Raw genomic sequence first — 22,535 nt, forward strand, 5'->3', positions numbered from 1 at the left:
CTGAGGGCGCGGCCGGGCATCCAGTAGTGTGGACTCCGATGAACGGTGCTGTTGCTCTACCCCTAGACCTGCCCGAGCTGTCTCTCACCGCATCGGGCGATGCCCTTGTGAGGCGCTCCGTGTTGCCGAGTGGCATCCGCATCCTCAGCGAACGCGTTCCGGGTGCCCGCAGCGCGACGATCGGGTTCTGGGTGGCCGTCGGCTCCCGCGACGAACTCGGGGCGGTGCCCGCCACGGAGTCGACGATCGGCCTCGACGGCGCCACCGGCGCGACTGGCGGAGCCGCCATCCCCTCCCGCTTCGGGTCGACCCACTTCCTCGAACACCTGCTGTTCAAGGGCACACCGACACGCAGCGCGCTCGACATCGCTGTCTCGTTCGACCAGGTGGGCGGTGAGCACAACGCGCTGACCGGCAAGGAGTACACCTGCTACTACGCGAAGGTGCAGGACAGCGACCTGCCGATGGCGGTCGGCGTGCTCGCCGACATGTTCACCTCGTCGATCCTCGACAGCACGGAGTTCGAGACCGAGCGCGGCGTGATCCTCGAAGAGCTGGCGATGGCCGACGACGACCCCAACGACGTGGTCGGGGAGCGCCTGTTCGAAGCCGTGCTCGGCGATCATCCACTCGGCCGGCCCATCGGGGGCACCAACGAGACGATCCGCGCCGTCACCCGTGACGCCGTGTGGCAGCACTACCTCGCCAACTACCGGCCCAACGACCTCGTCGTCACTGTCGCCGGCGCGGTCGACCACGACCACCTCGTCGCGCTCGTGACGGCCGCGGTCGACGGTGCCGGCTGGAACCTGTCGAAGCCGGCACGACCCGTGGAGCGCCGCCGGGGCGACTCGGTGAGCGTGACCCGTGGCTCGGCGCTGTCGATCACGAACCGGCCGAACGAGCAGGCCGTCGTCATGCTCGGCTACCCCGGCCTGGTCGCCACAGACGACCGGCGCTCGGCTCTCAGTGTGCTCAACTCGGCGTTCGGCGGGGGCATGTCGTCGCGGTTGTTCCAGGAGATCCGCGAGAAGCGCGGGTTGGCCTACTCGGTCTACTCCTATGCGGCCGGCTACTCCGACGCCGGGCTCTTCGGCATGTACGCCGGATGCTCGCCGAAGAACGCCGCGCAGGTCAGCGAGCTGCTCCTCGACGAATTCCGCCGACTGGCCGACGGCGGCATCACCGCCGACGAGCTCGCCCGCGCCAAGGGCCAGCTGTCGGGCTCGGCCGCCCTCTCGCTCGAAGACTCCGACACTCGGATGTCGCGGCTCGGGCGCTCGGAGATCACCACCGGCGAGTTCGCCGACCTCGACGAGGGGCTGCGCCGTCTCGATGCAGTCACCCTCGACGACGTGCAGCAGCTCGCGCAGAGCCTGATCGCCGGCCCGCTCTCGATCGCCGCCGTCGGCGCGCTCGACGCAAGCGCCTTCGATGCGGTGGTGCGGCGATGACCATGGGCCACGTTCTCTACCTCGTGCGGCACGGCGAGCAGGTCGACGCACAGTACGGTGTCGCCGACGGCCCCCTCTCGCCGCGCGGCGAACGCCAGGCCCGCCTGCTGGCAGACCGTCTCGGCGGGGTGCCGTTCAACAACGTCTGGCACTCCCCGCTGCAGCGCGCGGAGGAGACGGCCGCGATCATGGCCAAGCAGCTCCCGGCCCTCGACCCCAAGCCCACTCCGCTGCTCTTCGACTGCATCCCGACCGAGTACTCGCCCGAGATGCCGAAGACCTTCGAGCCGTTCTTCAACGCGGTCACCGAAGAGGAGGTCGACGCCGGCCGCGCGCAGATGGCCGACGCTGTCGCCGAGTTCCTGACGCCGTCGCGCGAGACCACCCACGACCTCCTCATCACGCACAACTTCGTGATCGGCTGGTTCGTGCGCGAGGCGCTGAGCGCCCCGGGCTGGCGGTGGGTCGGGGTGAACCAGGCCAACTGCGGTCTCACGATCATCCGGTACCGCAGCGGGCGCATGCCCGAACTCGTCACCCACAACGATCTCGGCCACCTGCCGGTCGAACTTCGCACCGGCCTGGCCGACCAGCAGCCCTACTAGCCGTTCGGCTGCACCAGGGACTTGCGGTACCAGTTGGTGGCGTTCGGGTTGTCGTTGTAGGCGGGGATGCCGGTGTAGCCGCGACGCGCGTAGAGCCGGGCGGCGCCGTCGAGGCTCGCGTTGGTGTCGAGCACGAGAGTGTCGGCGCCGAAGGCCTGCGCGCGGTCTTCGAGGGCGGCCATCAGCGTGCCCGCCCAGCCCTGCCCGCGCGCCTCCGGCTCGAGCCAGACGTGCTTGACCTCGTACACGGGCGCCTGCACCCGGCCGACGTCGCCTTCGGAGTCGGCGAGCCGCCGCCGGTCTGCCTCGGGCAGCAGCCGGATGCCGCCGCAGCCGAGCGGTGCTCCGCCGTCGGAGACCGCCACGAAGAATGCGCCGCGCGGGGGCACGAACGACGCGGGGTCGGGGTGGGAGACCCGGTAGACGCCGAGCTCCGGCGGAAAACCGAGCGCGCGCGAGGCGAAGTAGTGCTCGAGCAGTAGCCGGGCATCCGGAGCGGTCACGGGCGTTTCGACGAGGTGCACAGGGAAAGCCTACGCGCGCTTGGTAGATTGGCCTCATGAGTACGAAGGTGGCCATCGTCGGAGCAACGGGCACGATGGGGCGGCTGGCGCACGACCTTCTGACCCGCGCGGTCGAGGGCGCCGAGCCCGAGTTCGAGATCGTCGCCGAGCTGTCGTCGAAAGACGACCTGAGCGGGATGCTCGGGGCCGACGTCGTTCTCGACGTGACGGTTCCGGGCGCGAGCCAGTCGGTCGTCGACTATGCGATCGAGCACGGTATCAACGTGCTGGTTGGAACATCGGGATGGTCGGGGGACCGCATTCTCGCCCTCGAGCACCGTCTCGCGAAGATGCCGGGCACCGGCGTCGTGATCGTTCCGAACTTCTCGCTCGGGTCTGTGCTCGCGACGGCCTTCGCCGCCATGGCCGCCCAGTTCTTCGACTCGATCGAGATCGTCGAGGCGCACGGCGCAGGCAAGCTCGATTCGCCGTCGGGCACGGCGGTACGCACCGCAGAGCTGATCGGCGCCGCCCGCGCGGGGGTGGGCCCGGTCTCGGCCCCGCACACCGACCAGCGCGCCCGCGGGCAGCAGGTGGCGAGCGTGCCCGTGCACAGCCTGCGGCTCTCGGGCGTCGTCGCCCGCCAGGATGTGGTCTTCGGCGGGGTCGGCGAGGTGCTGACGCTCCGCCACGAGACGCTGTCGCCGACGTCGTACGAGGCGGGGATCCTGCTGGGTCTCCGCGCTGCTGCAACCGCCACGGGTGTGATCGTCGGACTCGACCGGCTCATCGACCTGCGGAAGCTGCTCGCCGGCGCGAGCAGGGCCGTGCCCGGCGCGGCCGCTCCCGGGGCTGCGGCACCCGAGTCTGCCGCCGGCTGGGTTCCGGAGCCCGAGCGCGTCTCGGGCCAGGCCGCGCAGGCGACGACACCGTGAAGGGTCGCATCGCGGCGCTGCTGATGGCGCTGCTGCTGGTGATGTACCTCGCGCTGGTGTTCCAGCACGCTCTGCTGTTCATCGGTACCGGTGTACCCGCGGGCGTGGGCATCGGGGTCGCCCTGCTCGTGCTTCCCATCGTGGGGGCGTGGGCGCTGTACCGGGAGCTGCTCTTCGGGTTCCGCACCCAGAAGCTCGTCGGCATCCTGCGGGCGGGCGACGACCTGCCGATCGACGATCTGCCCAAGCGGCCGAGCGGTCGCCCCTACCGGGCCGAGGCCGATGCGGAGTTCGAGACCTACCGGGCAGAGGTGGAGTCGGCCCCCGAGAGCTGGAAGGCGTGGTTCCGCCTCGGCCTGGCCTACGACGCGAGCGGCGACCGCAAGCGCGCACGCCGGGCCCTCCGCCAGGCGATCGCGTTCTACCAGGCCAAGCCGCAGCAGGCGTAGGCCGAGCCACAGCCGGCATAGCCCAGCCGCAGCAGGCGTAGCCGGCTGCCCGGAACCTCAGGATCCGAGGGCCGCCGCGACCGTCGCCCGCAGATCGGTGTCGCGGAAGGCGAAACCATCGGAGACGAGCAACTGCGACGACTCGTTCTGGTCGGAGAGGATGAGCTCCCGCCCCGCATCGGCGAGAATGCCCTTGATCGCCCACGCGGGCGCCGGGAGCCAGTACGGGCGGTGCACTTCTGCCGCGATCGTGCGCATGACCTCCGCCGCGGTCGCCGGGTGCGGAGCGGCCAGGTTCACCGGGCCGGCGAGTTCGGAGTCGAGCAGGTGCCGGAAGCCGGCCGCCTCATCGTGCAGGCTGATCCAGGGCCAGTGCTGCGTTCCCGACCCGAGCGGGCCGGCTCCACCGAGCTTGGCAATGAGGCCGAGGGTACCCGCGAGACCACCCGGCCCGAGCACGACACCCGTGCGCACGGTGACGACGCGGGCTGCCGGCGCAGCGAGGCGCGACGCCCGCTCCCAGGCGTCGACGACCTTGGGCAGGAATCCCTCACCCATCGCGCTCTGCTCGGTGAGCACCTCGCCGGGCCGGTCGCCGTAGTAGCCGACAGCGGAACCGCTGAGGAAGACGGCCGGGGGGTTCTTCGCCTTGGCGATCGCCGTGGCGAGGGTCGTGGTCGCATTCACCCGTGATTCGAGGATGACGCGCTTGTACGGCAACGTCCACGGCAGCCTCGAGATCGAAGCGCCCGAGAGGTTGATCACCGCGTCGGCACGTTCGATCGCCTCGGGGTTCAGCCAGCCGGCATCCGGGTCCCACATGCGTTCGTCGTCGCTGTGGGTGGCGTGCCGCACGAGCTTCGTGACGGTGTGGCCGGCCTGCCGCAGCTGGCGGGTGAGCTCGGTGCCGATGAAGCCCGAGGCCCCGGAGATCAGGATGTGGCGGGCATCCGGCGTGGGCCGGGCATCCGGAGCTTTCGTCTGTGCGTCATCCGGCATGGCGTCACGGCCTTTCGGTTCGGTCTCTACAGACTACATTCAGATTGTGCGGCCACACTGATCGTCGCTGCTCCGCTGGAGCGCCCGGGGGCACGGCACGCAGTACAGATCGAGGTTCGGCATGGGTTCTCTCGGGAGCGCCAGCATCATCGACGGCCCGCTCGTCTGGGCGGTCTATGCCCTTGCGGCCGTCGCTGCGCTGCTTCTGCTCGTCGTGAAGCCGAACCGGCAGTGGCGGCTCGGTCGCTGGCTCGCGGTCGTCGTGGCGGCCATGGTCGTCGGCGCGGTGATCGGGGTCGCAGCCACCTGGCTCACGGATGATCTGCTCGACCTGTTCGGCGTCGACCTCTCCTTCGTCACACGCTGCTGGGTCGCCCTGGGGTTCGCCGGCGTCGCGCTCGGCCTCTGCTCTGTCGTGGCGGGGCGCATCCGCCGTAAGGTCTTCGCGCTGCTGGCCGTGGTGCTGTTCGCCGCGACCAGCGCCCTGAGCATCAACATCGACATCGGCGCCTACCCGACGCTCGAATCGCTGGCGGGCGTCTCTCCCTACGACTCGTCGCGGCTCCCGGTGCTCGGCACGGCGACGGTCTACGACGCGCCGCTGTCGCTCAGCTGGCAGCCGCCGAGCGGGATGCCGGTGGCCGGCACCGTCGCGACCGTCGACATCCCCGGCACCGTCTCGAACTTCGATGCCCGCGACGCCCTCGTCTACCTGCCGCCCGCCGCCCTCGTCGCCAGCCCGCCGGCGCTTCCCGTGGTGATCGCCCTCTCCGGCCAGCCGGGAACGCCCGCCGACCCGCTCGTCTCCGGCCACCTCGCGGAGGCGCTCGACGCCTACGCGAAGCTGCACAACGGGCTGGCGCCGATCGTGGTCAGTCCCGACCAGCTCGGGGCCCCCGAGAACAATCCGATGTGCGTCGACGGGGCACTCGGCAACTCGGCGACCTACCTCACCGTCGACGTGGTGTCGTGGATCACGGACCATCTCCCGGCGTCGGCCGGCTCTGCCGACTGGGCGATCACCGGCTTCTCGCAGGGCGGAACGTGCTCGATCCAGCTGGGGGCCGGGCATCCGGAGCTCTTCGGCGCCCTGCTCGACATCTCGGGTGAACTGGTGCCGGCCAACGGCGACGACCAGGCCACCATCGACTCCGGGTTCGCGGGCAACGCGGCCGCCTACGTCGAAGCGCAACCGCTCACGATCCTGAAGAAACACTCACCGTACTCCAGCACTTTCGCGGTCTTTGCGGTCGGTGAGAACGACGCCGAGTACCGACCGCACGCGCTGGTGGTGTCGGCGGCGGCGAAGGCCGCCGGAATGACGACGACGTACTTCGAGGCGCCGGGCAGCGCGCACGACTACACCACGGCGACCTACTCGTTCGCGCGTGGCGTCGGGCTGCTGTCGGCCAACTGGGGACTGGGTTCGTGACCGGGTCTGAGCAGAGGGCGAACGGCCTGGCCTGGCTGCGTGCGCTCGGGCGATGGGCTTCGTCGATCCCGTTCACGTGGGTGATCGCCGGGGTCGCGATCGTCGTGGGCGTGCTGCAGCTGCTCTTCCACGCCTCGATCGGCCGGCTCTTCGAGAGTGTGCTCTCTCTCAGCTTCGACCAGGTCGTCGACCAGCACCACTGGTTCGCCGGGCTCACGAGTGTGCTGTTCGCGGCCCGCGCGCTGCACATCGTGGTGCTGCTGCCGATCATCCTGATCGTGCTGGGAACGGCGGAACGCCTGCTCGGAACCTGGCGCTCGGTGCTGGTGTACCTGACCGTCGCCATCGTCGGCAACGCCCTCGGCCTGGCGCTGCAGGGGCTCGGCATCTGGCTGAACGTCATCGCCGCAGAAGAGGTGCGCTCGCACGCGACGATCGACCCCCTCATCCCGGTGGTCGGCACCATCCTCGCCGCCAGTGCGTTCGCGGGGCCGCTGCTGCGCCGCCGCATCCGGGTGCTCGGTTTCGCGGCGCTGCTGATGTTCGTGCTCTACTCCGGCATGCCCTCCGACCTCTACCGGCTGCTGGCGGCGGTCGTCGGGTTGCTGTTCGGCATGCTGCTGCACCGACGCCGCTCGGGCCGGTCCCCGCTCCGCGTCACCCGCAGCAGCCACCGTGAGCTGCGTGCGCTGATCGCGGCGCTCGTGGCCATCACGGCGATCGGCCCCCTGATCACGATCATCTCGCCGAACGGGTTCGGGCCGTTGCAACCGCTCGGGCTGCTCTTTCGCGACACGCTGTCGAACCCGGGCGACATCGCGGCCGCCTGCGCATCCGGCGAATACAGCGACGTGTGTTCCGAGGCGGTCGCTGCAGCCCGCCTCGACGGCGTCGGGCCGGTTCTCGTCACACTCCTGCCGCTCGTGGTGCTTCTCGTGTCCGCGCTCGGCATCGTGCGCGGTCGCCGGGTCGCGCTCTGGCTGGCCGTGGCCGTGAACCTGTTCTTCGCCGTACTGGGCGTCGTCTACTACGGCGTGTTCCCCTCGATCGGAACCGACACCTTCTTCGACCTCTCGAACGGGCAGTTCGACCAGTACAGCGTGTCGGTGGTGATCTCGATCGTGCTGCCCCTGGTGATCGCCGGGCTGCTGGTCGGCAGCATCCGCATCTTCCCGACGGAGTTCTCGGCCGGGGCCACACCGCGCTTCTTCGGGGCGGTCGCCGCGGCCCTGTTGGCGGTCTCGGCCCTCTACCTCTCTGTGGCCTGGGCCCTGCGGTTCGACTTCAGCCCCGCGGTGACGCTCGGCGACCTCGTGGTCGACCTGCCGGAGCGGTTCATGCCGGTCGGCTTCCTCTCGCTCGAACGGGCAGACGTCTTTCCCTCCTCCGACGCGACGCGGGTGTTGTACGAGTGGGTCGGCCCCGTCTTCTGGCTGATCGTCGTCGTGGCCGCCCTGCTCTCGATCACCCGGTTGACCGTGGGCTCCGAGGCCAACGCAAGTTCTCGCATCCGCTCGCTCCTGCACAACGGGGTCACCGGCTCGCTGTCGTGGATGGCCACCTGGAGCGGGCACCACTACTGGTTCGCCGGCCCCGAGCGCGACGCGCCGGCGGTCGCCTACCGGGTCATCAACGGCGTCGCCATCGCCACCGGCGAGCCGCTCTGCCCTCCGGATGCCCGGGCCGGCGCCATCGCTGCGTTCACCACCTTCTGCACCGACCACGGCTGGACACCGGTCTTCTACGCCGTCTCTGCCGACCTCGCGCCGGCCTTTCGCGGAATGCACTGGTCGCTCATGCAGATCGCCGAAGAGACGGTGGTGGATGCCCGCACGTTCTCTCTCGAGGGCAAGAAGATGCAGGGCATCCGCACCTCGATCAACAAGGCGGTGAAGCTCGGCATCGCAGCGGAGTGGACGTCGTTCGCCGCGCTCACGGCCTCGCAGGTCGCCCAGGTGCGCGACATCTCGGAGGCGTGGGTCGCCGAGAAGAACCTGCCCGAGATGGGCTTCACCCTCGGCGGCCTCGACGAACTGACCGACGCCGACGTACGGCTCATGCTCGCGATCGACACCGAGGGTGCCGTGCTCGGGGTCACGAGCTGGTTGCCGAGCTACGAGGGCGGAGAGGTCGTCGGCTGGACGCTCGACTTCATGCGGCGGCGGGCCGACTCGGTGAACGGTGTGATGGAGTTCCTGATCGCCGAGACGATCCTGCGGGCGAAGCAGGCCGGTCTGCAGTTCATCAGCCTGTCTGCGGCGCCGCTCGCCCAGGGCGAGGGCGGGGGAGCCGGTGGTGGCGGGCAGGCCCTGCTCTCGGTGCTCGGCCGGGCCCTCGAACCCGTCTACGGCTTTCAGTCGCTGCTGTCGTTCAAGCAGAAGTTCAGGCCCGCGAGCGTTCCGCTGTACCTGGCGTACGCCGACCCCCTCACCCTGCCGGTCGTGGGCGTCAGCCTCGCGCGCGCCTACGTTCCGACCTTCTCGGCCCGGCACGCACTGAATTTTATGAGCCGCGCCTCCTAGTGCTAGCCTGACAGGGTGTTCTTCGGTCTTCTGCTTCTTAGCTGCCGCGACGGGTCCTAACCGGCCTTCCCCGTCGCGGAGTTCCGCGTGTGTTCACCCCCACGTCGTCGGCTGAAAATCACCCACAGACCGCAGGAGCACGAATCATGAAGAACAACCAGGTCGCATCCGAGATGCCGATCCACAAGTACCGCCCGTACAACGAGACGTTCGCCGTCGACATCCCCGACCGCACGTGGCCGACGAAGACCATCACCGAGGCGCCGCGTTGGTGCGCGGTCGACCTGCGCGACGGCAACCAGGCTCTCATCGACCCGATGAACCCGGAGCGCAAGCGCATCATGTTCGACCTCCTGGTGCGCATGGGGTACAAAGAGATCGAGATCGGCTTCCCGAGCGCGAGCCAGACCGACTTCGACTTCGTGCGGAGCCTCATCGAAGAAGATGCGATTCCCGCCGACGTCACCATCCAGGTGCTCACGCAGGCGCGCGAGAGCCTGATCGCCCGCACCTTCGAGTCGCTGCGGGGCGCCCGGCAGGCGATCGTGCACCTCTACAACTCCACGAGCATCCTGCAGCGTGACGTCGTCTTCCGCAGCGACAAGCAGGGCATCATCGACCTGGCCCTTGAGGGTGCGCGCCTCTGCAGGCAGTACGAGGCGAGCATCCCCGAGACCGTCGTCTACTACGAGTACAGCCCCGAGAGCTACACCGGCACCGAGCTGGAGTTCGCCCTCGACATCACGAACCAGGTCGTCGAGATCTTCGAGCCGACCCCCGAACGCAAGGTCATCGTCAACCTGCCGGCGACGGTCGAGATGTCGACGCCGAACGTCTACGCCGATTCGATCGAGTGGATGTCGCGGCGCCTCGCCCACCGTGAGAACGTGATTCTCTCGCTGCACCCGCACAACGACCGCGGCACAGCGGTCGCGGCGGCCGAGCTGGGGTACCTGGCCGGAGCCGACCGTATCGAGGGCTGCCTGTTCGGCAACGGGGAACGCACGGGCAACGTCGACCTCGTCGCGCTGGGCATCAACCTCTTCACGCAGGGCATCGACCCGGAGATCGACTTCTCCGACCTCGACGGCGTGCGCCGTACGGTCGAGTACTGCAACCAGCTCAAGGTGCCCGAGCGTCACCCGTGGGCCGGCGACCTCGTCTACACGGCGTTCAGCGGGTCGCACCAGGATGCGATCAAGAAGGGTTTCGAGGCGATGGCCGCCGACGCCACCTCGCAGGGCGTGGATGTCGACGCACTGGTGTGGGCAGTGCCCTACCTGCCGGTCGACCCGAAAGACCTCGGCCGCTCGTACGAGGCGGTCATCCGCGTCAACTCGCAGTCGGGCAAGGGCGGCGTCGCGTACCTGCTGAAGAACGACCACGCCCTCGACCTGCCGCGTCGCCTGCAGATCGAGTTCAGCGGCGTCGTGCAGACCAAGACCGACGCCGACGGAGGCGAGGTCACCAGCGACCAGATCTGGGAGATCTTCCAGGACGAGTACCTGCCGGCTCCCGCGTCACAGGTCGAGAACAAGTGGGGTCGTTTCGAGCTGACCCGCACGAGCACGTCGAGCGATCTGGCCGGCCAGACCTCGCTCTCCGTCGACCTGCGGGTCGGCGAGGAGTCGCGGTCCCTCGTCGGCAGCGGCAACGGCCCGATCGCGGCCTTCCTCGACGTGCTGGCACAGGAGGGCGTCGAGGTGAGGGTGTTCGACTACGTCGAGCACGCTCTCAGCGCCGGCGGTGACGCCCTCGCGGCGGCCTACGTGGAGTGCCAGGTGGAGGGCGTCACGTTCTGGGGCGTGGGCATCGACGCCGACATCTCGACCGCCTCGCTGAAGGCTGTCGTCAGCGCGGTCAACCGCGCCATCCGGGTGACAGGGCGCGATCGCGAGTTGGCCTCGGTCTGACGGGCGCCGGGGGCGCCTCCCGCTCACTGTCAGCCGTTCGGCGGATAATGGGGAGGTGCCCCTCTACCGAGATGAAGTCGTCGTGCTGCGCACCCACAAGCTGGGCGAAGCCGACCGCATCGTCACGATGCTCTCCCGGCAGCACGGCAAGATCCGTGCGGTCGCGAAGGGCGTGCGGCGCACGGCGTCGAAGTTCGGCGCGCGGCTCGAGCCGTTCATGGTCGCCGACGTGCAGTTCTTCGAGGGCCGGTCGCTCGACACGATCACCCAGGCCGTGACGATCGCCTCGTACGGCGCCGAGATCGCGTCGGACTACGGCAGCTACACCGCGGCCAGCGCCATGGTCGAGACCGCCGACAAGCTGACCGACGCCGACGCGACCCACCAGCAGTACCTCCTCCTGGTCGGGGCACTCCGCTCGCTGTCGCGCGGCGAGCACGGGTCGAGCCTCACGCTCGACTCGTACCTCCTTCGCGCCCTCTCGATGGCGGGCTGGGCGCCGAGCTTCTTCGACTGCGCGGTCTCGGGGGCCGCCGGTCCGCACTCCGCGTTCGTCGTGCAGCTGGGCGGGGTGGTCGCCGACGAGCTGGCCCCGCCCGGTACTCCGCGACTGGATGCCGCCACCCTCGGGCTGCTGAGCGCCCTGCTCTCGGGCGACTGGTCGACGGCCGACGGCGCCGCCGACCGCGTCAAGTCCCAGGCCAGCGGCATCGTGGCCGCCTACGCGCAGTGGCACCTGGAGCGGGGGCTGCGGTCGCTGCAGCACGTCGACCGGTCGAACGAGCCCGTGAAGACCCTGCGGGATGCGCAGCTGGCCCGGCACGCGGCATCCGTTCCGCCCGTCGCGGCTGCGGTCACTACGACTGCCTCACCCACCTCGACCGCCGCAGTTCCCTCACTCACCTCGACCACCTCGACCCTCCCACCGAAAGCCCCGATCGTATGAGCCGAGTCGGCAAGACGTCACCCCTGGCCGCGGAGTTCCGTCCGCTCGACTACACCGGGGTCTACCCGCCCGACATCCCGGCCGCGCAAGTGCCGAAGCACGTCGCCATCGTGATGGACGGCAACGGGCGCTGGGCGAACAGCCGTGGCCTCACCCGGGTCGAGGGGCACAAGGCCGGCGAGGCGGCGCTGCTCGATGTGGTGGCCGGGGCGATCCAGATCGGCGTGAAGCACCTCAGCGTCTACGCCTTCTCGACCGAGAACTGGAAGCGGTCGCCCGACGAAGTGCGCTTCCTGATGGGGTTCAACCGCGAGGTGCTGCACCGCCGGCGCGACCAGCTGAACGAGTGGGGGGTGCGCGTGCGGTGGGCGGGGCGGCGACCCCGGCTCTGGGCATCCGTCATCAACGAACTGCAGTTCGCCGAGCAGCTGACGGCCGGCAACTCGACCCTCACCCTCACGATGTGCGTCAACTACGGTGGTCGTACGGAGCTGACGGATGCCGTGCAGAAGCTGGCAGCCGACGTGGCCGCCGGGCGGCTGAAGCCGTCGGGCATCTCCGAGAAGCTCATTCAGAAGAACCTCTACGTGTCCGACCTGCCCGACGTCGACCTGTTCGTGCGGAGCTCGGGGGAGCAGCGCACGAGCAACTTCATGCTCTGGCAGTCGGCCTACGCCGAGATGGTGTTCCTCGACCGGCTGTGGCCCGACTTCACGCGCACCGACCTCTGGCAGGCGATCGACCACTACACCGGCCGCACCCGCCGTTTCGGCGGCGCCACCGACACCCCCGCCGGCCTCTGACCCCGATCGACTCGTCGATCTCTGTCGCCTCGGCCCCGTGCAGGCGACAGATTTCACCCAGTCGATTGCCGCGCGGGGGGTCAGGCGCGGGTCAGGCGCGGGGCTTGAGGGGGTCGGAGATGTCGGCGACGGTGGCCGTGAGCGAGGCGAGCAGGGGATCGGCGTCGGCGAAGAGGGAGTAGCCGTGCTCACCGGCGCCGAGCGCGACGCGTCTGCCGGTCATCCGTTCGTCGGCGAAGACGGGCAGGGCGGTGCTGCTGCCGAGCGGGGTGATCGTGCCGCGTTCGTAGCCGGTCGCCTCGAGCGCCGCCTCGGGCGAGGGCAGCGAGAGCTTGTTCACGCCGACGAGGGCGCGGAGCTTCGACCAGCTGATCTGCCGGTCGCCGGGGATGAGCGCGAACAGGTAATCGCCGTCGTGCCGCTTCACGACGAGCGACTTCACGATGTCGGAGGGCTGGACCCCGAGCAGGGCGGCGGCGCTCTCAAGGCTGTCGGCGGCCGGCCGTTCGACGATCTCGATGTCGAGGCCGCGCTGCCGGGCATCCAGAGCCACCCGTTCGCGGCCGGCGGGCGTGCGGCTGTCTGCGGTCGTGCTGTCATCACTCATGCCACCATCTAACCGCGCCGGCGGGAATAGCCTTCCCTGTTGGCCCGTTGGCTGTGACATGAGTGATTCCCTCGCCGCCGCGCCCCTGAAGATCGACATCTGGAGCGACATCGCCTGCCCGTGGTGCTACATCGGCAAGCGCAAACTCGAGAACGGCATCGCGGCGTATCGCGAGGCCGCCTCGGGCGACGCCCTCGACATCGAGGTGGAGTACCACAGCTTCGAACTCTCGCCCGATACCCCCGTCGACTTCGAGGGCGGCATGGTCGACTATCTGGCGAAGCACAAAGGCATCTCGCCCGAGCAGGCCGCCGGCATGATCGACCGGGTGATCGGCATCGCTTCAGACGTGGGCCTCGACTACGACTACGACGCCCTGCAGCACACGAACACCGTCAAGGCGCACCAGCTGCTGCACTACGCGAAGGCGCACGGCGTGCAGCTCGAGGCGAAGGAGCGCCTGCTGAAGGCGTACTTCGTCGAGGGGCGGCACGTGGGGCGGGTCGACGACCTCGCCGACCTAGCGGCAGAGATCGGTCTCGACCGGGATGATGTGCTTCGCTCGCTCGGTGCAGACGAATACCTGTCGGCTGTTCGGGCCGACCAGGCGCAGGCCGTGGAGTACGGCATCCAGGGCGTTCCGTTCTTCGTCTTCGACGAGAAGTACGGGGTTTCGGGGGCGCAGGAGGCCGCGGTGTTCGCCGAGCTGCTGGGGCAGCTCACGGCGGAGCGCAGCGGGGTGCCGGCATGACAGACGACGCGCCCGGTCGGGCGGCCCTCGTCTCTCCCGTGCTGACCCTGCTCGGCGGGGTGAGCCCGAGCGGAATGGTGTGCGACGTGAACGGCGTGTGTGCACCCGTCGACGCGACGGGTCGTGACGGGTCACCCGCAGACCGCTCCTCCACAGACGACTCCTCCACAGACGGCGAGAAGTAGCAGTTCTCCACGGTTCCTGCCCATCGGGCGTTCGCTCTCGCATTGTCTGGGAGAATTGACCCAATGTCTGCTTCAGCCTCCACCGCCACCAGGCGCCCGCTCTCCATCGGCCCGATCGCCCTCGACGTGCCCGTCGTTCTCGCGCCCATGGCGGGCATCACCAACACCGCCTACCGGCGGCTCTGCCGGGAGTACGGTGCCGGCCTGTATGTGAGCGAGATGATCACGTCGCGTGCGCTCGTCGAGCGCACACCCGAGTCGATGCGCCTCATCACGCACCACCCCTCAGAGACCACCCGCTCGATCCAGCTCTACGGGGTCGACCCGAAGACCATGCGCGAGGCGGTCACGATGCTGGTCGCCGAAGACCGCGCCGACCACATCGACATGAACTTCGGCTGTCCGGTGCCGAAGGTCACCCGGCGCGGCGGGGGCTCGGCCCTGCCGTGGAAGAGCGACCTCTTCCGCTCCATCGTCGAGGCTGCCGTCACGGCCGCCGGTGACATCCCCGTCACGGTGAAGATGCGCAAGGGCATCGACGACGCGCATCTGACGTACCTCGAGGCCGCGCGGGCGGCCGAGGGCGCGGGGGTCGCGTCCATCGCCCTGCACGCGCGCACGGCCGCCGACTTCTACTCCGGGCAGGCCGACTGGTCGGCCATCGCGAAGCTCAAAGAGACCGTCACGAGCGTTCCCGTGCTCGGCAACGGCGACATCTGGTCGGCCGACGACGCGCTCCGCATGGTCGACGAGACCGGCTGCGACGGGGTCGTCGTCGGGCGGGGCTGCCTCGGCCGGCCCTGGCTGTTCGGCGACCTGGCCGCGGCCTTCCGCGCCCGGAACGGGGAGATCAGCGATGAAGAGGCCCTGGCGGCCCGCGCCCATCCTCCGCTCGGCCAGGTGGCCGCGGCCCTCCGCCGGCACACCGTTCTGCTCGCCGAGTTCTTCGACAGCGAAGAGCACGCCTGCCGCGACATCCGCAAGCACGTCGCGTGGTACTTCAAGGGGTACCCGGTCGGTCACGAGGTGCGCTCGTCGCTCGCGATGGTCACCTCGCTCGCCGAGATGGATGATCTGCTCGGCACCCTCGACCCCGAGCTGCCCTATCCCGGCGTCGACGCCGAGGGGCCCCGCGGCCGGGCCGGTCGGCCGAAGAAGCCGACACTGCCCGACGGCTGGCTGGCATCGCGCACGCTCGACACGCCCGGCCTCCGCGAGCTCGCCGGTGCGGAGCTGGAGCACAGCGGTGGGTAGCGCCGAGGGCGTGGCGGCCGCCGCCCTGGCCGACGGGTACGCCACGTTCGACTCCGAGCGGCCGCTGCCCGAGGAGCACTACAGTCGGCGCAGCGACTTCGCCCGCGACCGTGCGCGGCTGCTGCACTCCGGTGCCCTGCGGCGGCTCGCCGCCAAGACGCAGGTGCTGAGCCCCGCTGCCGACCTCGACTTCGCCCGCAACCGCCTCACGCACTCGCTCGAGGTCGCACAGGTCGGCCGGGAGCTTGCGTCGAGCCTCGGTCTCGATCCCGACGTCGTCGACACCGCCTGCCTCGCGCACGACCTCGGGCACCCGCCGTTCGGCCACAACGGCGAGCGGGCGCTCTCCGAGTGGGCGGCCGACATCGGCGGCTTCGAAGGCAACGCGCAGAGCCTCCGCATCCTCACCCGCCTCGAGCCGAAGGTCTTCGGGCCGGCCGGCGAGACCTACGGGCTGAACCTCACCCGGGCGAGCCTCGACGCGAGCTGCAAGTACCCCTGGTCGTCAGACGAAGCGGTCACCGACGCCAGCGGTCGCCAGAAGTTCGGCGTGTACGCCGACGACGTCGCGGTGTTCAGCTGGCTGCGCCAGGGAGCCCCGGCGGGGGTGCTCTGCGTCGAGGCGCAGGTGATGGATCTCTCCGACGACATCGCCTACTCCGTGCACGACTTCGAAGACGCGGTACTGAACGGGTACGTCGACGTGCCTGCTCTCGGCAGCCGGGTCGACCACGACGCCCTCGTCACCGCCATGCACTCCTGGGTCGGCGGTTCGTTCAGCCACGCAGAGCTAATCGCCGCCTTCGACCGCCTCGACTCGCTCGACGTGTGGATGGATGCGTGGGACGGCAGCCGCGCCGCGCAGGCGCGGTTGAAGAACCTCACCAGCCAGCTGATCGGTCGTTTTGCTGGCGCGGCCACCCAGGCGACCCGCGAGGCCTTCCCGGCCGACCGACTGATCCGGTACAACGCCGATGTGGTCGTGCCGCGCACCGTCGCCGCCGAGATCGCCGTGCTCAAGGGCATCGTCGCGGCGTTCGTCATGTCGAGCACGAAGCGCAAGCCGATCTACCGCGCCCAGCGCGCCCTGCTCGTCGAACTCGCCGAGACGCTGCTCGCCTCGGGTGAGCGTCATCTCGAACCGCCGTTCGCGGGCGATTGGCGGGCCGCAGGCGACGACGGCGAACGCAAGCGCGTCATCGTCGACCAGGTCGCGAGCCTCACCGACCAGTCCGCGCTCACCTGGCACACCCGGCTCACGACCCCGGCCGGGAGGTAGACCCGTGGCCGGGCTGATCAGGCGCGCGGACATCGACGAGGTGCGCTCGCGCATCAACATCGCCGATGTGGTGGGGGAGTTCGTCACCCTGAAGAGCGCCGGCGTCGGCTCCATGAAGGGCCTCTGCCCGTTCCACGACGAGCGGTCGCCGAGCTTCCACGTCAGGCCGCAGGTGGGCTACTACCACTGCTTCGGCTGCGGCGAGGGCGGCGACGTGTTCACCTTCCTGCAGAAGATCGACCACGTCACGTTCAGTGAGGCCGTCGAGCGGCTCGCCGCCGGCATCGGGTTCGAGTTGCACTACGAAGACGGCGGGCAGGCCAGCGACCACAGCAATCGCGCACGCCTGCTCGCCGCCAACGAGGCCGCCAGGGAGTGGTTCACCGAGCAGCTCATGACGGAGGGTGCGGATGCCGGGCGGCGCTTCCTCGGCGAGCGGGGCTTCGACGCGGCGGCCGCGCAGCGCTTCGGCGTCGGCTACGCCCCGCAGGGCTGGGACAATCTCGGCAAGCACCTCCGCGGCCGCGGTTTCACGGCCGAGGAACTGGGCCTGGCCGGGCTCACCAGTGCGGGCGACCGCGGTTCGTACGACCGCTTCCGCGGCCGGCTCGTCTGGCCGATCCGCGACCAGACCGGGCAGACGGTGGGGTTCGGCGCTCGGCGGCTGTACGACGACGACAAGGGCCCGAAGTACCTGAACACCCCCGAGACGCCGGTCTACCACAAGTCGCAGGTGCTCTACGGGCTCGACCTGGCCAAGCGCGACATCTCGCGCGGCCGCCAGGTGGTGGTCGTCGAGGGCTACACCGACGTGATGGCCTGCCACCTCGCGGGCATCACGACAGCCGTCGCCACCTGCGGCACGGCGTTCGGGGTCGAGCACATCAAGATCATCCGCCGCATCCTCGGTGACGACACGGTCGGGCTCGGCGAGGTGGTCTTCACCTTCGACCCCGACGCCGCCGGGCAGAAGGCGGCGCTGCGGGCGTTCAGCGAAGAGCAGCGCTTCGAAGCCCAGACCTATGTCGCGGTCGCTCCCGACGGACTCGACCCCTGCGACCTGCGGCTCAGCCGGGGCGACGACGCCGTTCGGCGGCTCATCTCCTCGAAGAAGCCGATGTTCGAGTTCGCCATCCGCCAGAAGCTCTCGAACTACGACCTCAACACCGTCGAGGGTCGCGCGGCGGGGCTCCGCGAGGCGGCGCCGATCGTCGCCGACATCCGTGACCCTGCGCTTCGGCCGGGGTACACCCGCGAGCTCGCCGGCTTCCTCGGCATCGACCTCGCCGAGGCGACCCGTGCCGTCGATGCGGCCCGCCGGTCGGGGTCGAGTGCGGGCAACCCGGGCGGCTCCGGTGGCTCGGGCGACCGGCCGCAGCGGGGTGCGCAGCGTGACCAGAGCCGCGACAACCGGCAGCAGCCCGCCGGTCAGGGCGGCAACGCGCCCCGGCACGCCGAGACAGGCCAGCAGGAGCGCCTCGGCCAGTACGGCCGACCGAACGGCTCGGCGCCCGGGTCGCAGGCCGGAGCCCCGGCCGGTGCTGCTCAGCCGGGCCCCGGAGTGCAGCAGGGTGGCACGCAGCAGGGCCAGCCCTACCAGGGCGGCACGCAACAGGGCCAGCCCTACCAGGGTGGCACGCAGCAGGGCGGCACGCAGCTGCCGCAGCAGGGGCAACCGCAGCCGCAGCAGGTGCCCTCCGTCTCGCTCACGCAGCTGCCGAGCACCACCGCCGTGCGGCTCGAACGCGATGCGCTGATGGCGATGCTGCAGTACCCGAAGGTCGTGGGGCGCGAACTGCTGGCCCGGGCCTCCGTCGTCGGCTTCAGCGACCCGTCGCTCGCGGCGGTGCGGAGCGCCATCGCGGCATCCATCGACGACTACGAACGCCCCGACTGGGTCGCCGTCATCGTTGCGGCCGTCGGCCCGCAGTACGTGATGCTCGTCGAGCAGCTCGCCGTCGCCCCGGTGCCCGAGCGGCCCGAGCGCGAACTCGACGTCTACCTCCGGCGCGTCACGTCGTCGCTCATCGAGAGGCATCTGGTTCGTCGCAAGGAGGAGGTGCTCGGCCGTCTGCAGCGCACCGACGCCACAGAGAAGCCCGACGAATACCGCTCGCTGCAGCGCGAGCTGGTACAGCTCGAAGCTGAGCGGCGTGCCATCCACGCCGACTGAGCGGCGCGCCCATCCACCCCGACTGAGCGGTTACGGCCGACGGAGCCGTTAAGCTCGCTGACATGAGTGAGCCCGTTCTGCTCGCGTCCGACGTGACGATCGAGTACCCCGCCCACAGCGTGAGCGCCGCCCACACCGCCGTGCGCGGCGTGAGCCTCCGCATCGAACCCGGCGAGATCGTCGGCCTGGTGGGTTCGAGCGGGTCGGGCAAGTCCACCTTCGCCCACGTCGCCTCCGGTCTCGCGGGCGTCAAGTCCGCAGGCGCCAACCCGCGGGTGACCGGGGGAGGCTTCCGGGTTCTCGGTTTCGACCTGCGCAAAGGCGTGCGCGGCCGCCGCTTCAACCGCCTCACCTTCGGCGTCGGCTACCTGCCGCAGAGCACGGGCAGCGACTTCGCCCCGAACCTGACCGTCGCCGAGCTCGTCGCCGAACCGATCTTCTCCCGCGACAAGCGGTTCGACGAGAAGGTCGCCAGCCTCCGCGTCGCCACGCTTCTGGATGCCCTGCTGCTGCCGGTCGGAACCGCCCGCAAGCTCCCGCACGAACTCTCGAGCGGGCAACGCCAGCGCGTCGCGATCGCCCGGTCGCTCATCCTCGATCCCGTCTTCCTCGTCGCCGACGAGCCCACGGCGGGCGTCGACGTCTCCATCCGCGGCCCGATCATCGACGTCATCGTGCAGATGCAGCGGGAACGCGGCGCGACGGCTCTCATCGTGAGCCACGACCTCGAGGTGCTCCGTCGCTCCGTCGATCGCATCGTCGTGCTGCACGAGGGCGTCGTCGTCGGCGTCGGTACGATCGACGAGGTGCTCTCCGATCCGCGGCACCCCTACGTCGCCGGCCTCGCGAAATCGCTCGGCACCCGCGAACCCTGACCCCGCACGAAAGGCCGCCGATGAGCACCTCCCGCTACGACCAGCCCGACACCGCGGGCCACCACGCCGGCCAGCACCGGGCCGTGCTGTCGGGCGAAGTCGCTCCCGTCGCCGACGAGCTGCGACCGACGGCCGGGCCGATCGCCATCCTGCCGAAGCCCAAACCGCTCTTCGTCGACGCCGTCACCGCGGCCGGGGGAGAGGTCGCCGAGCTCTCGGCCGACACCCGGGGCCTCGTCTGGTTGACCTCGGAGCGAGCGGCTGATCTCGGCGCGGCTCTCGACGCCAACCCGCAGGTGCAGTGGGTGCAACTGCCCTGGGCCGGCGTCGATGCGTTCGCCGACCTGCTGCGCTCGCACGACCGCCCGCACCTGCTGTGGACGAGCGCGAAGGGTGCGTACGCCCAGCCGGTGGCCGAACACGCCCTGATGCTGACCCTCGCCCTGATGCGCCGCATCCCCGAGCGAGTGCGAGCCAGCTCCTGGGCGACGGCCACCGGTGACTCGCTCTACGGTCGCCGGGTCGTCATCGTCGGTGCGGGGGGTATCGCGGTCGAACTCCTCCGTCTGCTCGCGCCGTTCGACGTGTCGGTGACCATCGTCAGGCGAAGCGCGGCACCGCTGGCGGGAGCCGACCGCACCGTGACCAGCGACGACCTCGACGAGGTGCTCGCAGACGCCGACGTCGTGATCGTCGCCGCCGCGATGACCGGGGGAACCCTCCACCTCCTCGGCGAGAAGCAGTTCGCCCTCATGAAGAAGACGGCCTACCTGGTCAACATCGCGCGCGGCGGCCTCGTCGACACGGATGCCCTCACCGCTGCCCTCGCGAGCGGCGAGATCGCGGGTGCAGGGCTCGACGTGACCGACCCCGAGCCGCTTCCCGACGGGCATCCGCTCTGGAGCGAGCCGAACGTCATCATCACACCGCACAGCGCAGACACGCCCGAGATGACCGCGCCCCTGCTGGCCGTCCGCCTCGAACAGAACGTGACGGCCTTCCTCGGCGACGGAGCGTTCGTCGGGGTGGTCGATCCGCAGGCCGGGTACTGACGCCCGCGGGGTACTGACGTCGGCGGGGTACTGACGCCGACGGGTTGACGACGTCAGCGGGTCACTGGCGCCGCCGGGGCGTTCCGGGCTCAGGTGACGAGCCGGATGCCCGCAGCCACCAATGCCGCGCAGAGCACCACCACGATGAACGGCACCTTCAGCGCGTAGAGGCCCGCGGCGACGAGAATCGCGGGCACACGGGCATCCAGAACCAGCTGCTGCCCCTGGCCGAGCGTCTGCACCGCGATGAGGCCGGCCAGCAGCGCGACGGTCAGCAGGTTGGCGACCCGCGCGGGGGTCGGCCGCGAGATCAGGGCGGGCGGGATGATGTAGCCCGCCACTTTGAGCGCGAGGCACGCGATGGCGGCGAGGATCAGGATCTGCCAGAGCGTCACGGGCCGGCCTCCCCGGTCGTGGCGTCGGGTGCCGGTGCAGGCGAAGGTGCGGGTGCGGGTGGGTGGATGCCGCGGGCACCCGGTCGCCCTCCCAGCCAGTCGGTGACGCCGAACACGACCGCGACGCTGGCGGCGAGGATGACCGGCAGGCCCGGAGCGACGACGGGCGTCAGCAGTGCGGCACCGACTCCCGCCACCACGGCCACCGCCTGCGCCTGCAACTGCTTGAGGCGTGGCCAGAGCAGGCCGAGGAACGCCGCAGCGGCCGCAGCATCGAGCCCGTAGGCGCTCACGTCGCCGATCAGGTCGCCGATCAGTGCGCCGACGAAGGTCGTGAGGTTCCAGCCGACGAAGACGACCAGGCCGGTCATCCAGAAACCGATGCGTTGCGCTCGTGGCGTCGCTTGCGCAGCTGAGACCGCAACGGACTCGTCGATCGTCAGGTGGGCGGCTGCCAGGCGTTTCAGCCAGCCGGATCCGATGACCGGGGACATCCGGAGCGCGTAGATCACGTTGCGCGAACCGAGCAGGGCGGAACTCGCGATGGCCGACGGCCCGGCCGCCACGCCGCCGGCCGCGATCACCCCGACCAGTGCGAACTGCGAGCCGCCCGTGAACATGAGCAGGCTGAGAAAGCAGGTCTGCCAGAGGTCGAGCCCCGCGGCGGTCGCGAGGGCGCCGAACGAGACGCCATACGCCGCGGTAGCGACGCCGACGGCGAGGCTGGCGCGCACGGCGCCGCGGGTCTCGTCTGCGCCGCTCACGGGCACCATTCTCCCGCACGGGGTGCGGTGGCTGCGCGCTGCGCGCGGGCGGTGGGCTGCGTGGTGCGGCTTCGCTGTGTGTCCGGGCCGTGAGGCTGCGCTCCGTGGCCGCCGTGCGCCTGCGCGCTGCGGCTGCACGGCGTGCCCTGAACGCGCCCTTCTCGAGTCGGCGCACCCAATGCATGCGCGCACCGAGCCCCGCGGGGGTTCCGCCTGTGCGCATCGGGCCTGTTCGCGTCAGGCCCCCTCCAGTGGGGCGAGCCGCTACCCGTCTCATCTGGGAGGATGATCCTGCACAGCCGACACTCAGGGGGAGTCATGTCGAACGACCATCCATCCACGCCGCGCGCCGACGAAGGCGCGGAGGCGCCCGCGCCCGCCGCGCCGCCACCCGCACCGGCATTGCCGCCAGTGCCGCCTGCGCCGCCCGCCTCGGCCACTCCGCCCGTACGGCCCGCGCCGGCCACTCCGTTCGCGCCGCCGGCGCCGGCCACCCCGTTCGCGCCGCCCGCGCCGGCCACCCCGTTCGCGCCGCCCGCGCCGCCGTTCCCATCGGTATCGCCGCCGCCCTACTACGGCCCGCCACCCACGACGCCGCCTGTCCCCGGTGCGCCGCCCGCGCCGTTCGCACCCCCGGCC

At 70.4% G+C, this 22,535-nt stretch carries 20 protein-coding genes and 1 pseudogene; 16 read left to right on the forward strand and 5 right to left on the reverse strand.

The genetic code is table 11. The features are described from left to right. The first annotated feature begins 38 nt into the window (after positions 1 to 38). Complete coding sequence (locus C5B96_RS03835) at positions 39 to 1,454, forward strand: pitrilysin family protein (RefSeq protein ID WP_104243132.1); 1,416 nt, start codon at positions 39 to 41, stop codon at positions 1,452 to 1,454. 2 nt (positions 1,455 to 1,456) lie between these two features. Then, positions 1,457 to 2,059 carry a histidine phosphatase family protein gene (locus C5B96_RS03840; protein ID WP_104243134.1) on the forward strand — a complete coding sequence of 201 codons (603 nt, stop codon included), beginning with the start codon at positions 1,457 to 1,459 and terminating at the stop codon, positions 2,057 to 2,059. Here C5B96_RS03840 and C5B96_RS03845 read toward each other — a convergent pair. Beyond that, positions 2,056 to 2,583: a GNAT family N-acetyltransferase gene (locus tag C5B96_RS03845; protein WP_104243136.1), complete on the reverse strand. Its 528-nt coding sequence runs from the start codon at positions 2,581 to 2,583 to the stop codon at positions 2,056 to 2,058. The genes C5B96_RS03840 and C5B96_RS03845 overlap by 4 nt on opposite strands. Positions 2,584 to 2,618: 35 nt before the next feature. On the opposite strand from C5B96_RS03845, the gene dapB reads away from it, so the two are divergent. Together dapB and C5B96_RS03855 are read left to right on the forward strand one after the other, a co-directional pair. Next, a complete protein-coding gene (gene dapB / locus C5B96_RS03850; RefSeq protein ID WP_104243137.1) occupies positions 2,619 to 3,497 on the forward strand; it encodes a 4-hydroxy-tetrahydrodipicolinate reductase in 879 nt (292 codons plus the stop codon). 23 nt (positions 3,498 to 3,520) lie between these two features. Continuing rightward, positions 3,521 to 3,946: a tetratricopeptide repeat protein gene (locus C5B96_RS03855; protein ID WP_199176541.1), complete on the forward strand. Its 426-nt coding sequence runs from the start codon at positions 3,521 to 3,523 to the stop codon at positions 3,944 to 3,946. A 57-nt stretch (positions 3,947 to 4,003) separates the two neighbouring features. Here C5B96_RS03855 and C5B96_RS03860 read toward each other — a convergent pair whose 3' ends face one another. Then, positions 4,004 to 4,945, reverse strand: coding sequence for a TIGR01777 family oxidoreductase (locus C5B96_RS03860; protein WP_104243139.1), 942 nt, complete (start codon positions 4,943 to 4,945; stop codon positions 4,004 to 4,006). 121 nt (positions 4,946 to 5,066) lie between these two features. Between C5B96_RS03860 and C5B96_RS03865 the strand changes: the two genes are divergently transcribed. The 5 genes and pseudogenes from C5B96_RS03865 to C5B96_RS03885 all read left to right on the forward strand — a co-directional run bounded on the left by C5B96_RS03865 (position 5,067) and on the right by C5B96_RS03885 (position 12,561). Continuing rightward, positions 5,067 to 6,377, forward strand: a complete 1,311-nt coding sequence (locus C5B96_RS03865) for an esterase family protein (protein WP_104243141.1) — start codon at positions 5,067 to 5,069, stop codon at positions 6,375 to 6,377. Continuing rightward, positions 6,374 to 8,899, forward strand: a complete 2,526-nt coding sequence (locus tag C5B96_RS03870; RefSeq protein ID WP_104243143.1) for a DUF2156 domain-containing protein — start codon at positions 6,374 to 6,376, stop codon at positions 8,897 to 8,899. Before C5B96_RS03865 ends, C5B96_RS03870 begins: the two co-directional genes overlap by 4 nt. A 146-nt stretch (positions 8,900 to 9,045) precedes the next feature. Beyond that, positions 9,046 to 10,812, forward strand: a complete 1,767-nt coding sequence (leuA, locus tag C5B96_RS03875; protein WP_104243145.1) for a 2-isopropylmalate synthase — start codon at positions 9,046 to 9,048, stop codon at positions 10,810 to 10,812. Between the two features lie 55 nt (positions 10,813 to 10,867). Then, a pseudogene (recO, locus tag C5B96_RS03880) lies at positions 10,868 to 11,584 on the forward strand (DNA repair protein RecO); the annotation flags it as partial. A gap of 170 nt (positions 11,585 to 11,754) precedes the next feature. Continuing rightward, on the forward strand, positions 11,755 to 12,561 hold the full coding sequence (locus C5B96_RS03885) for an isoprenyl transferase (protein WP_104243149.1): 807 nt from the start codon (positions 11,755 to 11,757) through the stop codon (positions 12,559 to 12,561). Between the two features lie 91 nt (positions 12,562 to 12,652). On the opposite strand, the gene C5B96_RS03890 is transcribed toward C5B96_RS03885, so the two are convergent. Continuing rightward, positions 12,653 to 13,168, reverse strand: a complete 516-nt coding sequence (locus tag C5B96_RS03890) for an aminoacyl-tRNA deacylase (protein WP_104243151.1) — start codon at positions 13,166 to 13,168, stop codon at positions 12,653 to 12,655. Between the two features lie 58 nt (positions 13,169 to 13,226). On the opposite strand from C5B96_RS03890, the gene C5B96_RS03895 reads away from it, so the two are divergent. The 7 genes from C5B96_RS03895 (at position 13,227) to C5B96_RS03925 (ending at position 20,737) form a co-directional block, all read left to right on the forward strand. After that, a complete protein-coding gene (locus C5B96_RS03895; protein ID WP_104243153.1) occupies positions 13,227 to 13,919 on the forward strand; it encodes a DsbA family protein in 693 nt (230 codons plus the stop codon). Further along, complete coding sequence (locus C5B96_RS03900) at positions 13,916 to 14,104, forward strand: hypothetical protein (protein WP_104243155.1); 189 nt, start codon at positions 13,916 to 13,918, stop codon at positions 14,102 to 14,104. Before C5B96_RS03895 ends, C5B96_RS03900 begins: the two co-directional genes overlap by 4 nt. 63 nt (positions 14,105 to 14,167) lie before the next feature. Next, on the forward strand, positions 14,168 to 15,358 hold the full coding sequence (gene dusB, locus C5B96_RS17740; RefSeq protein WP_104243157.1) for a tRNA dihydrouridine synthase DusB: 1,191 nt from the start codon (positions 14,168 to 14,170) through the stop codon (positions 15,356 to 15,358). After that, positions 15,351 to 16,637, forward strand: coding sequence for a deoxyguanosinetriphosphate triphosphohydrolase (locus tag C5B96_RS03910; RefSeq protein WP_233188980.1), 1,287 nt, complete (start codon positions 15,351 to 15,353; stop codon positions 16,635 to 16,637). Before dusB ends, C5B96_RS03910 begins: the two co-directional genes overlap by 8 nt. Before the next feature lie 4 nt (positions 16,638 to 16,641). Then, on the forward strand, positions 16,642 to 18,810 hold the full coding sequence (gene dnaG, locus C5B96_RS03915) for a DNA primase (protein ID WP_146078078.1): 2,169 nt from the start codon (positions 16,642 to 16,644) through the stop codon (positions 18,808 to 18,810). Between the two features lie 62 nt (positions 18,811 to 18,872). Further along, positions 18,873 to 19,685: an ATP-binding cassette domain-containing protein gene (locus C5B96_RS03920; protein ID WP_104243161.1), complete on the forward strand. Its 813-nt coding sequence runs from the start codon at positions 18,873 to 18,875 to the stop codon at positions 19,683 to 19,685. Positions 19,686 to 19,705: 20 nt separating this feature from the next. Further along, the gene (locus C5B96_RS03925) at positions 19,706 to 20,737 is read left to right on the forward strand and encodes a D-isomer specific 2-hydroxyacid dehydrogenase family protein (RefSeq protein WP_104243163.1); all 1,032 of its coding nucleotides are present in this window, start codon (positions 19,706 to 19,708) and stop codon (positions 20,735 to 20,737) included. Positions 20,738 to 20,826: 89 nt separating this feature from the next. On the opposite strand, the gene C5B96_RS03930 is transcribed toward C5B96_RS03925, so the two are convergent. Both C5B96_RS03930 and C5B96_RS03935 read right to left on the reverse strand, forming a co-directional pair. After that, the gene (locus tag C5B96_RS03930; RefSeq protein ID WP_104243165.1) at positions 20,827 to 21,132 is read right to left on the reverse strand and encodes an AzlD domain-containing protein; all 306 of its coding nucleotides are present in this window, start codon (positions 21,130 to 21,132) and stop codon (positions 20,827 to 20,829) included. Further along, a complete protein-coding gene (locus C5B96_RS03935; RefSeq protein ID WP_104243167.1) occupies positions 21,129 to 21,905 on the reverse strand; it encodes an AzlC family ABC transporter permease in 777 nt (258 codons plus the stop codon). Before C5B96_RS03935 ends, C5B96_RS03930 begins: the two co-directional genes overlap by 4 nt. Between the last annotated feature and the right edge of the window lie 630 nt (positions 21,906 to 22,535).

Origin of the sequence: Subtercola sp. Z020 (assembly GCF_002931235.1) — a bacterium.
In the GTDB taxonomy this organism is placed as follows: domain Bacteria; phylum Actinomycetota; class Actinomycetes; order Actinomycetales; family Microbacteriaceae; genus Subtercola.

Coding starts and splice junctions, on each gene's coding strand:
- C5B96_RS03855 (WP_199176541.1), top strand. CDS start 3,521: ATGGCGCTGCTGCTGGTGATGTACCTCGCGCTGGTGTTCCAGCACGCT.
- C5B96_RS03920 (WP_104243161.1), top strand. CDS start 18,873: ATGAGTGAGCCCGTTCTGCTCGCGTCCGACGTGACGATCGAGTACCCC.
- C5B96_RS03900 (WP_104243155.1), top strand. CDS start 13,916: ATGACAGACGACGCGCCCGGTCGGGCGGCCCTCGTCTCTCCCGTGCTG.
- C5B96_RS03865 (WP_104243141.1), top strand. CDS start 5,067: ATGGGTTCTCTCGGGAGCGCCAGCATCATCGACGGCCCGCTCGTCTGG.
- dapB (WP_104243137.1), top strand. CDS start 2,619: ATGAGTACGAAGGTGGCCATCGTCGGAGCAACGGGCACGATGGGGCGG.
- C5B96_RS03890 (WP_104243151.1), bottom strand. CDS start 13,168: ATGAGTGATGACAGCACGACCGCAGACAGCCGCACGCCCGCCGGCCGC.
- C5B96_RS03925 (WP_104243163.1), top strand. CDS start 19,706: ATGAGCACCTCCCGCTACGACCAGCCCGACACCGCGGGCCACCACGCC.
- C5B96_RS03885 (WP_104243149.1), top strand. CDS start 11,755: ATGAGCCGAGTCGGCAAGACGTCACCCCTGGCCGCGGAGTTCCGTCCG.
- C5B96_RS03835 (WP_104243132.1), top strand. CDS start 39: ATGAACGGTGCTGTTGCTCTACCCCTAGACCTGCCCGAGCTGTCTCTC.
- C5B96_RS03840 (WP_104243134.1), top strand. CDS start 1,457: ATGGGCCACGTTCTCTACCTCGTGCGGCACGGCGAGCAGGTCGACGCA.
- leuA (WP_104243145.1), top strand. CDS start 9,046: ATGAAGAACAACCAGGTCGCATCCGAGATGCCGATCCACAAGTACCGC.
- C5B96_RS03935 (WP_104243167.1), bottom strand. CDS start 21,905: ATGGTGCCCGTGAGCGGCGCAGACGAGACCCGCGGCGCCGTGCGCGCC.
- dusB (WP_104243157.1), top strand. CDS start 14,168: ATGTCTGCTTCAGCCTCCACCGCCACCAGGCGCCCGCTCTCCATCGGC.
- C5B96_RS03895 (WP_104243153.1), top strand. CDS start 13,227: ATGAGTGATTCCCTCGCCGCCGCGCCCCTGAAGATCGACATCTGGAGC.
- C5B96_RS03860 (WP_104243139.1), bottom strand. CDS start 4,945: ATGCCGGATGACGCACAGACGAAAGCTCCGGATGCCCGGCCCACGCCG.